The organism is Variovorax sp. 20P10.2.4 (assembly GCF_058244205.1).
The window spans coordinates 1-12,040 of record NZ_JBZAYE010000188.1 but is presented as its reverse complement, the minus strand read 5'-3'; the positions used below and the strand labels follow the sequence as shown (position 1 = coordinate 12,040).

Below are 12,040 nucleotides of genomic sequence, written 5' to 3'. Positions count from 1 at the left end.
TGCTCGTGGGCCTGCCCACGCTGTTCTCGCCGCTGGCGCCACCGGTGGCCTTCGACGAGGTGATGTACCACCTGCCCTATGCGCGCCAGGTCGCGCAAAGCGGCACGCTGGGCGTCTACGAGTGGCTGCGCTACCCCTGGTTCCCCTACAACTACGACCTGCTCTACGCCGCGGCGCTGACGGTCTACGACGACGTCTTCACCCACTTCATCCACGGCCTCGCGGGCTGGCTGTCGGTGCTGATGATCCATCGCCTCGGCCGGCTGCACGCGAACCGCTACATCGCCTGCCTGGGCGCCGGCATCTGGCTCGCGCTGGGCGACTATCCCAACTCGTACATCGACATGGGCGTGGCGCTGTTCGTGCTCGCGGCCTTCGTCGCGCTGTGGTGGTGGGACGAGGGCCACGTGCTCGAACCGGCGCCCGGCGCAGCGCGCCACGGGCGCGCGCGCTGGCTGCTGCTGGCCGCCTTCTTCCTCGGCGTGGCGGCGGGCTCCAAGTACCAGGCGCTGATCTTCCTGCCGCTGGTGGCGGTGTTCGTGGCGCGGCGCGAGCGCCGGCCGCTGCCATGGCTCGCGGCCCTCGCGCTGTTCCTGGTGCCGTGCATCTACTGGTATGCGCGCAACTACCTGCAGACCGGCGATCCCTTCAACCCGATCGGCGCGCGCGTGTTCGGCTTCACCAACTGGAACATGGCCGACTACACGCAGCAGCTGGCCGATGTGCGCGACCACGCCAACATGCCCAACGGCCTGTTCTGGCCGCTGCTGCTGGTGCCGTTCAGCCCGCTGTGGCGCCCGGGCCCGGTGCGCGCGGCCTTCGTGTTCTGCCTCTACTCGCTCGTGATCTGGGTCGCGACCTCGCGCTATCCGCGCTACATGATGGCCTCGTTCCCGCTGCTCGCGCTGATGGCCGCCGTGGGCTGGCACACGCTGCTGGGCTGGGCCGGTAGCTTCGTGCGGCGCCGGCTGCCGGCGCTCGCGCGCGGGCGCACGCCGGGCGTCTTCGGCGGGCTGCTGATGGTGGTGCTCGCGGGCTTCGCGCTCGCGCATTCGGTGCGCGACCTGCGCATGATCTCGCCCACGCCCGCCTCGCGCGAGGCCTTCCTCGCCCAACGCGTGCCCGGCTACGAGGTGCTGAGCCACCTGCGCGCCAACCCCGTGGGCCGGCTCTACCAGGTCGGCCTCAACGACTCGATCTACTTCGCGCCCAACCCGGTGTGGGGCGACATCTTCGGGCCCTTCCGCTACTCGGACTACCTGTACCTGCCGGCCGACCAGCTCGCGCGCAAGCTGGCCTCGCAGCAGTTCGGCTCGATCGTGATCCAGACCGCGCTCGCGCCCTATGTCCACACCAAGCCCGACTTCGACAAGTACTTCAGCCTGATCGTCGAGAAGGACGGTGTGAAGGCCTACCGCATACTCGCGCCCACGCCATGACGACCGCCGACCGCCTCGCTTCCCCCACGGCCGCCGCCGCGCTCTCGCCGCTGCCGCCGGCGCTGCGCATCGCCGCCATCATCCCCTGCTACAACGAGGCGCTGGCCATTCCCAAGGTGGTGGCCGACTTCCGTGCCGACCTGCCCGAGGCGCAGATCCACATCTTCGACAACAACTCCACCGACGGCACCGCCGAGGTCGCGCGCGCCCATGGCGCGCACGTCGTGCACGTGCCGCTGCGCGGCAAGGGCAACGTGGTGCGGCGCATGTTCGCCGACGTCGAGGCCGACATCTACGTCATGGTCGACGGCGATGCCACTTACGACCTCTCGACGGTGCGCGAGATGATCCGCATGCTGGTCGAGCAGAAGCTCGACATGGTGGTGGGCGCGCGCGTCGACGACCAGACCGATGCCCAGACCTACCGTCGCGGCCATCGGCTGGGCAACCAGATGCTGACCGGCGCGGTCGCGGGCCTGTTCGGCGGCAGCTTCACCGACATGCTGTCGGGTTTTCGCGTGTTCTCGCGCCGCTACGTGAAGTCCTTCCCCGCGCTGGCCAAGGGCTTCGAGATCGAGACCGAACTCACCGTGCACGCGCTCGAACTGCGCATGCCCTATGCCGAGGTGCCCTCGGTCTATCGCTCGCGGCCCGAGGGCTCGGTGAGCAAGCTGTCGACCTACCGCGACGGCTGGCGCATCCTCGTCACCATCTCCAAGCTGTTCGTGAGCGAGCGGCCGCTGATGTTCTTCGCGATCCTCGCGGGCCTGCTCGCGCTGGCCTCGGTGGGGCTCGCGATCCCGCTCGCGATGACCTTCTGGGAGACCGGCCTGGTGCCGCGCCTGCCCACGGCCGTGCTGGCCACCGGCCTGATGCTCAGCGCGATGCTCGCACTGGTCTGCGGCGCGGTGCTGCACACCGTGACCATCGGACGCCAGGAGGCCAAGCGGTTGCGCTACCTCGCCATGCCCGCGGCCGGGTCGGCCTCGTGGCAAGACGGCGCCTGCGGCTGAGCCGATGAAGCAGGCCGGGCGCCAGTTCCTGCTGTTCGCCGTGGCTGGCGTGGTGGGCTTCGGCGTCGACGTGGCGGTGCTGTACCTCGCCGCGCCGCTGTTGGGCTGGTATGGCGCGCGCGTGCTGTCCTTCCTCGCGGCGGCCACCACCACCTGGGTGATGAACCGCCACCTGGCCTTCGGCGACCGTCATTCCGAGACCACGGTGTGGCGTGAATATGCGAGCTACCTCGCGACCATGCTCGGCGGCGCGGTCGTGAACTACGGCGCCTACGTGCTGGTGCTGCATTCGGTGAGCGGCCGCTGGGCGCCGATGCTCGGCGTGGCCGCGGGCAGCGGCGCGGGCATGGTCGTGAACTTCCTCGCCGCGCGCTACCTCGTCTTCAAGACACGGCGCTCGCCCTGAGCGCAGCGCGCCTCAGTGCGCCCCCGACACCACCACCGGAATCTCGGTTGCCGGCGGCGTGTTGCGGCTGCGGCCGCAGCGCACGATGCCGTCGATCATCACCATGCCCACGCCCGGTATGTCGCCGAGCTGCACGCTCTCGAGCAGGCCCGGCGCGGGCGAATGCTGCGCGCGGTCCATGAAGACGAAGTCGGCATCGCGGCCGACCTCGATCAGGCCGCAGTTGAGCTTGCGGATCTTCGCGGTGTTGCCGGTGGCGAAACAGAACACCAGCTCGGCCGGGATGTTCGCGATCGACGACAGCATCGCGACCATGCGCAGGATGCCCAGCGGCTGCACGCCCGAGCCCGCGGGGCCGTCGGTGCCGAGGATCACGCGGTGCGGGCACTTGAGCTCGAGCGCCGCCTTGGCCGCCGCGATCGCCACCTTCTCGTTGCCGTTGTGCACGATCTCGATCGCGCGCGAGCTCTTCTCGCAGAGCTCGCACACATGGGCCTCGGGCAGCGAGGTGTGGCCGCCGTTGATGTGGCCGATGACGTCGGCGTCGGCCTCGAGCACCACGTCCTTGTCGATCAGGCCCGAGCCCGGGATCGACGGGCCGCCCGTGTGGATCGTGCTCTGGATGCCGTACTTGCGCGCCCAGGCCACCATCTCCTTGGCCTCGTAGCCGGCCTTTACCGAGCCCAGGCCGACCTCGCCGAGCAGGCCCACGCCGGCCTCGGCGAGTTCCTTGAAGTCGCTCTCGACCATGCCCTTCTCGATCACCGGCGCGCCGGCCAGCACCTTCACGCCGCCGGGGCGGAAGTTGTCGAAGGCGCGCTGCGCCGTGATGGCCAGGGCCTTCAGGCCCACGATGTCCTTGGGGCGGCCGGGCAGGTGCACCTCGCCGGCCGAGATCATGGTGGTCACGCCGCCGTGCATGGTGGAGTCGATCCAGCCGATCTGGCCCTGGCGCGGCGTCCAGTCGCCGAACACCGGGTGCACGTGGCTGTCGATCAGACCGGGCGCGACGCAGGTCCGGCGCGCGTCGATGACGGTGTTCGCGCCCTCGAGGTCGCAGTCCTTCTGCTTGCCGATGGCGACGATCAGGCCGTCGTTCACCACGATGGTGTCGGCGTCGAGGATGGGCTTGTCGATGTCGCCCGAGAGCAGCAGCCCTATGTTCTGGATGACGACCTTGCCCGACTTTCCGCTGCTCGCGATTTCTGCCATTTCGTGTTGTCCTCGTCGTGGGGGGGAGTGTTGTTGTCCTGCAGATCGTCCGCGCGCACGGTGCGCAGCACGGTCTCGATCACGAAGTCTTCCCAGTGCCGGATCGCGTCCGGCGACTCCAGCGGCTCGCCGAGGAAGGCCGTGAGCGTGTGGCGGTTGGAGGTGTAGAAATAGCCGGTGGACGCGATCAGCAGGTAGATGTCGCGCGCCACGAGGTCCTTGCGGAACAGCCCCTGGGCCGCGCCGCTGGCGAGGATTTCCGAAATGATCGCCACCGCCCGCGACGAATACTCGCGCGCGCGCAGCGACTTCGAGATGTGCCGGCCCTTGTGCAGGTTCTCGGTGTTGAGCAGCGTCACGAACTCGGGGTTCTTGCGGTAGTAGCCGAGCACGAAGCGGATCACTTCGGTGAGCGCCTCCACCGGGCGCGAGGCATCGAGCGCGATCGCGGCCTCGGCGTCGTCCATGCGCTGGTAGATGCCCTCGAGCACCGCGATGAACAGGCCTTCCTTGCTGCCGAAGTAGTAGTAGATCATCCGGTCGTACGACTTGGCGGCCTTGGATATCTTCTCCACGCTGCCGCCGTCGTAGCCGTACTTGGCGAACACCTTGGTCGCCGACTTGAGGATGCTGTCGCGCGTGGCCTGGGCCGCGGCCTCGCGCACGCCGGTGCGGCGCTGGGGCTTGGGCTTGGTGATGGAGCGGCTGTCGGCCATCGATCGCGCGGCGTCCTGCTTACTTCTCGGCGAAGGCGCGCTCGACGACGAAGTCGCCCGGCGTCGAGGTGTTGCCTTCCTTGAAGCCGCGTGCCTCGAGGATGTGCTTGAGGTCGACCAGCAGGCCCGGGCTGCCGCACAGCATCACGCGGTCCTCGGCGGCGTTGATCGGCGGCAGGCCGAGGTCGTCGGTGAGCTTGTTGCTCGAGATCAGGTCGGTGATGCGGCCCTGGTTGCGGAACTCCTCACGCGTGACCGTGGGGTAGTACAGCAGCTGCTTGGCGACCATCTCGCCGAGGAACTCGTGCTTGGGCAGGTGGTCGGTCACGAGGTCGTGGTAGGCCAGCTCGTCGACCTGGCGCACGCCGTGCACCAGGATGACCTGCTCGAACTTCTCGTAGGTCTCGGGGTCGCGGATCACGCTCATGAACGGTGCCAGGCCGGTGCCGGTGCCGAACAGGTAGAGGCGCTTGCCGGGCAGCGTGTAGTCGATCAGCAAGGTGCCGGTGGGCTTGCGGCCCACGATGATGGTGTCGCCCACCTGGATGTGCTGCAGCCGCGAGGTCAGCGGGCCGTCTTCCACCTTGATGCTCAGGAACTCGAGATGCTCCTCGTAGTTCGGGCTCACGATGCTGTAGGCGCGCAGCAGCGGCTTCTCGTTGACGCGCAGGCCGATCATCGTGAAGTGGCCGTTGGAGAAACGCAGCGCCGGGTCGCGCGTGGTGGTGAAGGTGAACAGGCGGTCGGTCCAGTGGTGGACGCTCAGGACCTTCTCTTCGCTGAATGCACTCATACGGAACTCAATAGTGGTGAATGACGGGGGGGTGGCTGAGCCGGGATGCACGCCCTTGGGGCGCCAGCTGCCGGCCGGCTCCGAACCCTCCATTGTCGTTGGTCGGAAAAACCCCGATGAACATCGCGAGAAAACACCATTGCAAGCATCGGGCCCGTTTGCTACATTGACCTTCAATGTAGTGAATGCAACATGAAAGTGTAGGGGATGCTACACAAACGAAAGCCCCGGCACAAGCGGACATGCGGCACGTTTGTTGCAAACCCCGCCGCCACGATTTGCAGCCAACAAGAGGTCGCCCCCCGATGACGGAACACACGAAGACAGACGGACTGCCGGGCATGGACGTGCCGGTGGTCGCCGAGGCCGGCCCCGGCGGTTTCGGCAAGGCGCCGCTGCGCAACGAGCGCATGAGCGCGGCCAAGGTCGAATGCAATGCCTGCCCGGTGCTGTGCCAGATCTCCGACGGGCGCACCGGCGCCTGCGACCGCTATGCCAACCGCGAGGGCGTGCTGGTGCGCGTCGATCCGGTGGTGCTGCTGCGCCGCCAGCTCGCGAGCGATGCGCCCGCGCTGGTGGCTTTCGACCGCACGGCGGCGGCCGAAGACGGCAGGGCCGAAGAGTCATCGGCCGACTGGAACGGCGACCTGCTGCATGCCGACGAGGTCTTCGTCACCGGCGTCGGTTCCTCCACCACCTATCCCGACTACAAGCCCGCGCCCTTCATCGTCGCCTCCAAGGCGCAGGGCGTGGACATGGTCACCGTGGTCACCGAGGGCATCTTCAGCTACTGCAGCTTCAAGGTGAAGATCGACACCGACCGCTTCCTCGGCGCCGAGCAGGCCAACGTGCGCTACCGCGGCGAGGTGGTGGGCCACGTCACCACGGCCGAGTACGGCTCGCAGATGCTGTCGCTGGGCGGCGTGCACCACCTCACGGGCGGCAGCAAGAAGGAAGGCCGCATGACGGCCGAGCTGATGCAGTTGCTCGGCAACAAGAAGGCCATCGAATGCACCATCGACGGCGGCGCCAGCCTGGTGATCCAGGCCGGCAAGGCGCCGATCGTCAATGGCGTGGAAGAACAGCGCATGCGCGTGGGCTGCGGCTCCGCGGCGGTCGGCATCTTCGCGCGCCAGTTCGCCGGCGTGGCCGACGAGGTGGTGGTGGTCGACGACCACATCACCGGCGTGCTGACCGAGCACCAGGCCGGCCGCTGCCTCGACATGCCGCCCTCGGGCATCCAGATGCTGGGCCGCAAGTCGACGCCGGGGCGCTACTTCCAGGTCGCGAATCCGGGCAACGGCTGGGGCGGCACCGACATCGCCGATCCGCTGTCGATCATCGAGGGCTGGGAGGAGGGCGTGGCCAAGCCCGGCCTGCGCCTGCTCATGACCTCGACCACCGGCGAGCATGCGCAGTGGTACGTGCTCGACGACGCGCTGCAGCCCGTCGAGCAGCCGATGCCGCCCGAGGTCAAGCGCATCGTCGACCGCATCGGCGAGAACTGCGAGCCTTCGCTGTGCACCGTGCTGTTCCTCGGCGGTGCCGGCGGCAGCCTGCGCGCGGGCGTCACCGAGAACCCGGTGCTGCTCACGCGCGCCATCAAGCGCGCGCTGGTCAATGTCACCTGCGGCGGCGCGCCGGCCTATGTGTGGCCGGGCGGCGGCATCACGGTGATGGCCGACGTCATGCGCATGCCCGACAACAGCTTCGGCACCGTGCCCACGCCCGCGATCGTCGCGCCCATCGAGTTCAGCATGCGGCGCGCCGACTACGAGGCGCTCGGCGGCCACATGGAGCACGTCTTCCCGCTCGAGCAGGCGCTCGCGCGCGGTGCCTGGCAGGAAGACGGCGCGCCGCTCGCGCGCCAATGGCTCGTCATCGACGAAGCCAATCCCTGGCCGCTGGGCCACGCTCCCATGTTGGGATAACCATGTCCGCCCAACGCACGGCGCTCGACGAGCACCGCTGGCACTTCAACCACGGCCCGATCGACATCGTGGCCGAGGCGCACGGCGACCGCTACGCGGTGGCGGCCGCGCACGATGCGGCCTGGGCGCGCTTCGCGCACGTGCTCGACGAACTGGTGCACGAACTGCCGCTGCTGCGGCTGCCGGTCACCGACCAGATGCGCCCGCGCGGCGTGGTGGCGCGCCGCATGTGGGATGCCTGCGCGGCGTTCGCGCCGACCTTCATCACGCCGATGGCCGCGGTCGCGGGCTCGGTGGCGCAGGAGCTGATCGCCTTCTACCAGCGCCCCGGCATCGAGCGCGCCTGGATCAACAACGGCGGCGACATCGCCGTGCATCTCGCGCCGGGCCAGACGGCGCGCGTGGGCGTCTACGCGGACCTCGCGCGCTTCGACTGGCGCGATGCCAACGGCCTCGTCGACACCGACGGCCAGTTCGAACTGCGCGCCGACCAGCCGGTGCGCGGCGTCGCCACCAGCGGCTGGCGCGGGCGCAGCTTCTCGCTCGGCATCGCCGACAGCGTGACGGTGCTGGCGGCCACCGCGGCGCAGGCCGACGCGGCCGCCACCGTGATCGCCAACGCGGTCGACGTCGACAACGATGCGATCCGCCGCGTGCCCGCGAGCGAGCGCAAGGACAACAGCGACCTCGGCGACACGCTGGTCACCGTCGACGTGCCGCCACTGCCCCCCGCGCAGGTGCGCAGCGCACTCGATACGGGCGCGGTGTGCGCCCGCGTCCTGCAAAAAGGCGGGCTCGCATGGGCCGCTCTGCTCGTTTGCCAGGGGCAGTGGCGACTGGTCGAGCCCTTATGCTCGAAGCCGCTTGAAGCTAGGGCCTGTTAACACTATGCAAGGGGTCGCGAAGCTCACCAAAGCCCGCCCATCAAGGCGCGCGACGACGCGTGTGCGTCCGCACACGCTAGGAGCGCAACGCCGAGGGGCGGGCTTTGGTGAGCTTCCCTCCGGGTTGCCCCGCAAAGGGGCCGTCTGCGGCGTTGCCCGCGCTTGCAAGGCATCAGCCTTGCTGCGCGCGGGCGCCTTGCATCCAGCCCCTTTGCGGGGCAACGCGACCCCTTGAATAGTGTTAACAGGCCCTAAGCGCGCTTCTTGAACAGCGCCGAGGCCCCGCTCGCGGTCGCCACCTCGGCCGCCGCCTGCATCAGCGTGGGCCCGAGCGTCTCCATGCGCTGCGCCGTCAGCCGCACCGCGGGGCCGGCGATGGTGATGACGCCGATGGCCGGGCCGGAAGGGCCGAAGACCGGTGCCGCCATCGCGGTCATGCCGGGCGCGAACACCTCGTTGATCAGGCTGAAGCCGCGCTGGCGCGCCGCCTTCACGTAGACCATCACGGCCTTGAGCGTGGTCGGCGCCTTGGGGCCGAAGTCCTCGGGCTTGCCCAGGCCCTTCTTGGCGACCAGCGCCATCGCGTCGTCCTCGGGCAGGGTCGAGAGCCAGGCATGGCCGGCCGCGCTGCACGACAGCGCCACCGACAGGCCCATGTCCGGGTCGTAGCGCAGGCCATGGGTCGCGCCCTGCGCCTTGGCCACGAAGGTGAGCTCGTCGCCGTCGACCACCGCGAGGCGCACCAGTTCGCCCGAGGCCTTGGCGAGCTGGTCGAGCAACGGCTGCGCGACATCGACCACGCCCGAGTTGCTGAGGAACGAGAGGCCGATCGACACCAGCTTGATGGTCAGCACGTAGTGGCCGTCGCGCTGCTCCTGCCGCACGTAGCCGTAGCGGATCAGCTCCGTCAGCAGGCGGTGCGAGGCGCTCAGCGGGATCTGCAGATCGCCCGCCAGCAGGGACAGGGGCACGCCCTCGGGATGGGACGCCAGATATTCCAGCACCCTGAAGCTGCGTCCCAGCATTTCGCTCATGTCAGTACTCCCGGTTCATGTCGCGGACCGATGGCGACAGCCGAACTCTAGCAGATGAAGGGAAGGGATTTCCATAGTGGAAAGATTTTCCGATTCACCACAGAATTCCTCCCATCGCATCGGCCATGCCGCCTTCCGTCCTTCCCTGGAGCCCACCCGTGAAACTTCTTCGCACCTTCGCCCTCGCCAGCCTCTGCATCGGCCTCGCCGCACCCGCCCTGGCGCAGCAGGAACGCACCATCCGCTTCGGCCACCTCAACAACACCGACCACCCGGTGAGCCTGGGCGTGAAGCGCTTCGCCGAGCTGCTGGCGGCCAAGAGCGGCGGCAAGATGAAGGTGCAGGAGTACCCGGCCAACCAGCTCGGCAACGAGATGCAGCAGCAGTCGGCGCTGCAGGGCGGCGTGCAGCAGATGTCGGCGCCCGCGACCACCTCGCTCGCGGGCATCGTCAAGGAGTTCGGCCTGGTCGACTTCCCGTTCGCGGTCGCCAGCTTCGAGCAGGCCGACCAGCTGCTCGACGGACCGCTGGGCCAGGCGCTGATCGCCAAGCTGCCCGAGAAAGGCCTGGTGGCGCTCGGCTACTGGGACCTGGGCTTTCGCAACGTGACCAACAGCAAGCACCCGATCACCAAAGCCGAGGACCTGCAGGGCCTGAAGATCCGCGTGATCCCGAACCCGGTGTTCCTCGACACCTTCAAGGCCTTCAAGGCCAACCCGGTGCCGATGCCCTTCGCCGAGCTCTACGGCGCGCTCGAGTCGAAGGCGGTCGACGGCCAGGAGAACCCGTTCGCCGTGATCCTGTCGAACAAGTTCTACGAGGTGCAGAAGTTCGTGAGCGCGACCAACCACGTGTACGCGGCCAACATCGTGCTCGTGAGCAAGAAGTTCTGGGACCAGCTCTCGCCGACCGAGCAGAAGTGGATGCGCGAGGCCGCCGACGAGGCGCGCGGCTACCAGCGCCAGGCCAGCCGCACCGCGGCGCAGAAGGCCGTGGGCGAGCTGCAGGCCAAGGGCGCGCAGTTCAACGAGGTGGCGCCGAAGGAGCAGGTGCGCATGCGCGAGATCGCGCAGCCGGTGATCGACAAGTTCGCGGCGCAGTACGACCCGGCCACGGTCAAGCTCTACAACGACGAGCTCGCGCGCATCCGCGGCGCCAAGCAGTGAGCGCACGGCAACCGCGAGCATCCACCATGAAGTTCCTCGTCCTGCACGGCCCCAACCTCAACCTCTTCGGCCGCCGCGAGCCGCACATCTACGGCCGCACCACCCTGGCGGAGATCGACGCGCGCATCGACAAGCTCGCGCACGAGCTCGACATCACGGTGGCGACCATCCAGTCGAACCACGAAGGCGCGCTGGTCGACTTCCTGCACCAGCACATCGACGAGGCACAGGGCGCGCTGGTCAACCCCGCGGGCCTCACGCAGCACGGCGTGCCGCTGCACGACGCGATCAAGGCCATGCCGTTCCCGACCATCGAGGTCCACATGTCGAACATCGCGGCGCGCGAGGCCTGGCGCGCGCACTCGATCATCTCGCCGGCCGTGCGCGGCACGGTGCAGGGGCTCGGGCCGCAGTCCTATCTCGCGGCGCTGCGCGCGCTGGTCGAGATCGTGCGCGACGGCAAGCAGTGAGCCCGTGCGTGCGCCATTGCACGGCGCACGCCCACCGACTGGATTGAAGAGGACGACATGAATCGATGGATCGATCGCGCCTGCCGCGTGGTGGAGGCGCTGATCGCGACCTTCCTGGCCGTGATGGTGGTGCTGGTGTTCGGCAACGTGGTGCTGCGCTACGGCCTCAACTCGGGCATCACCGTGTCCGAGGAGGTCTCGCGCTGGCTGTTCATCTGGATCACCTTCCTGGGTGCGCTGGTGGCGCTGCGCGAGCATGCCCACCTCGGCGTGGACATGGTGGTCGGCCGGCTGCCGCCGCTGGGGCGCAAGCTGTGCCTGGGCGCGAGCCACCTGCTGATGCTCTACATCCTGTGGCTGCTGTTCCAGGGCAGCCTGGCGCAGACGCGGATCAACTGGGACGTGGAGGCGCCGGTCACCGGCGCCTCGATGGCCGTGGTCTACGCCTCGGGCCTGGTGTTCTCGGTGCTGGCGGCGGCGCTGCTGCTGGTCGAGCTGCTGCGCCTGCTCACGGGCCAACTGGCCGACGACCAGTTGGTGGCGATCCAGGAATCGGAAGAAGCCGCCGCGCTCGCGCAGGTGCTCGAGGCCGAACGGGAGCGCCGCGCATGACGATCGCCGTCTTCCTCGGATCGCTGCTGCTGGCCATGGCGCTCGGCATGCCGATCGCCTTCGCGCTGCTGGCCAGCGGCGTGGCGCTGATGTGGCAGCTCGACCTGTTCGATGCCCAGATCCTGGCGCAGAACCTGATCGGCGGCGCCGACAGCTTCCCGCTGCTGGCCGTGCCCTTCTTCATGCTCGCGGGCGAGATCATGAACGCGGGCGGCCTGTCGCGCCGCATCGTCGCGCTGGCGCTCGCGCTGGTGGGCCACGTGCGCGGCGGCCTGGGCTACGTGACGATCATGGCGGGCTGCCTGCTGTCGGCGCTGTCGGGCTCGGCCGTGGCCGACGCGGCGGCGCTGACCGCGCTGCTGCT

The 12,040-nt window shown here is 68.8% G+C and carries 13 protein-coding genes; 9 read left to right on the top strand and 4 right to left on the bottom strand.

What is annotated here, in order from left to right; all coding sequences use genetic code 11:
• The 3 genes from AC27VN_RS18645 to AC27VN_RS18635 all read left to right on the top strand — a co-directional run.
• Positions 1–1,439, top strand: a 1,439-nt coding sequence (locus AC27VN_RS18645; protein WP_490877475.1) for an ArnT family glycosyltransferase, incomplete at its 5' end; no start/stop codon positions are given.
• The gene (locus AC27VN_RS18640) at positions 1,436–2,452 is read left to right on the top strand and encodes a glycosyltransferase family 2 protein (protein ID WP_296781950.1); all 1,017 of its coding nucleotides are present in this window, start codon (positions 1,436–1,438) and stop codon (positions 2,450–2,452) included. The genes AC27VN_RS18645 and AC27VN_RS18640, both read left to right, overlap by 4 nt.
• 4 nt (positions 2,453–2,456) lie before the next feature.
• Positions 2,457–2,858, top strand: coding sequence for a GtrA family protein (locus AC27VN_RS18635; RefSeq protein WP_490877474.1), 402 nt, complete (start codon positions 2,457–2,459; stop codon positions 2,856–2,858).
• Positions 2,859–2,870: 12 nt separating this feature from the next.
• Here AC27VN_RS18635 and AC27VN_RS18630 read toward each other — a convergent pair whose 3' ends face one another.
• From AC27VN_RS18630 to AC27VN_RS18620, 3 genes are read right to left on the bottom strand one after another with little or no spacing between them, the layout of a single operon-like run.
• Positions 2,871–4,070, bottom strand: coding sequence for an amidohydrolase family protein (locus tag AC27VN_RS18630; protein WP_490877473.1), 1,200 nt, complete (start codon positions 4,068–4,070; stop codon positions 2,871–2,873).
• The gene (locus AC27VN_RS18625; protein ID WP_057593424.1) at positions 4,016–4,786 is read right to left on the bottom strand and encodes a TetR/AcrR family transcriptional regulator; all 771 of its coding nucleotides are present in this window, start codon (positions 4,784–4,786) and stop codon (positions 4,016–4,018) included. The genes AC27VN_RS18630 and AC27VN_RS18625 overlap by 55 nt, the downstream gene beginning before the upstream one ends.
• Before the next feature lie 19 nt (positions 4,787–4,805).
• Entirely contained in the window at positions 4,806–5,579 is a 774-nt protein-coding gene (locus AC27VN_RS18620; protein ID WP_209540388.1) for a ferredoxin--NADP reductase, read from the bottom strand.
• A gap of 305 nt (positions 5,580–5,884) precedes the next feature.
• Between AC27VN_RS18620 and AC27VN_RS18615 the strand changes: the two genes are divergently transcribed.
• Complete coding sequence (locus AC27VN_RS18615; protein WP_490877472.1) at positions 5,885–7,510, top strand: 6-hydroxynicotinate reductase; 1,626 nt, start codon at positions 5,885–5,887, stop codon at positions 7,508–7,510.
• Between the two features lie 2 nt (positions 7,511–7,512).
• Positions 7,513–8,394, top strand: coding sequence for a UPF0280 family protein (locus AC27VN_RS18610; RefSeq protein ID WP_490877471.1), 882 nt, complete (start codon positions 7,513–7,515; stop codon positions 8,392–8,394).
• Between the two features lie 251 nt (positions 8,395–8,645).
• On the opposite strand, the gene AC27VN_RS18605 is transcribed toward AC27VN_RS18610, so the two are convergent.
• Entirely contained in the window at positions 8,646–9,428 is a 783-nt protein-coding gene (locus AC27VN_RS18605) for an IclR family transcriptional regulator (RefSeq protein ID WP_093354375.1), read from the bottom strand.
• A gap of 158 nt (positions 9,429–9,586) precedes the next feature.
• On the opposite strand from AC27VN_RS18605, the gene AC27VN_RS18600 reads away from it, so the two are divergent.
• The 4 genes from AC27VN_RS18600 to AC27VN_RS18585 all read left to right on the top strand — a co-directional run.
• Positions 9,587–10,594: a TRAP transporter substrate-binding protein gene (locus AC27VN_RS18600; RefSeq protein WP_398492338.1), complete on the top strand. Its 1,008-nt coding sequence runs from the start codon at positions 9,587–9,589 to the stop codon at positions 10,592–10,594.
• A 26-nt stretch (positions 10,595–10,620) separates the two neighbouring features.
• On the top strand, positions 10,621–11,064 hold the full coding sequence (locus AC27VN_RS18595; RefSeq protein WP_093354370.1) for a type II 3-dehydroquinate dehydratase: 444 nt from the start codon (positions 10,621–10,623) through the stop codon (positions 11,062–11,064).
• Positions 11,065–11,121: 57 nt separating this feature from the next.
• Positions 11,122–11,676, top strand: coding sequence for a TRAP transporter small permease (locus AC27VN_RS18590; protein WP_208510748.1), 555 nt, complete (start codon positions 11,122–11,124; stop codon positions 11,674–11,676).
• Positions 11,673–12,040 (top strand): TRAP transporter large permease subunit (locus tag AC27VN_RS18585; RefSeq protein WP_490877470.1); only part of this gene is annotated, 368 nt, incomplete at its 3' end. The genes AC27VN_RS18590 and AC27VN_RS18585, both read left to right, overlap by 4 nt.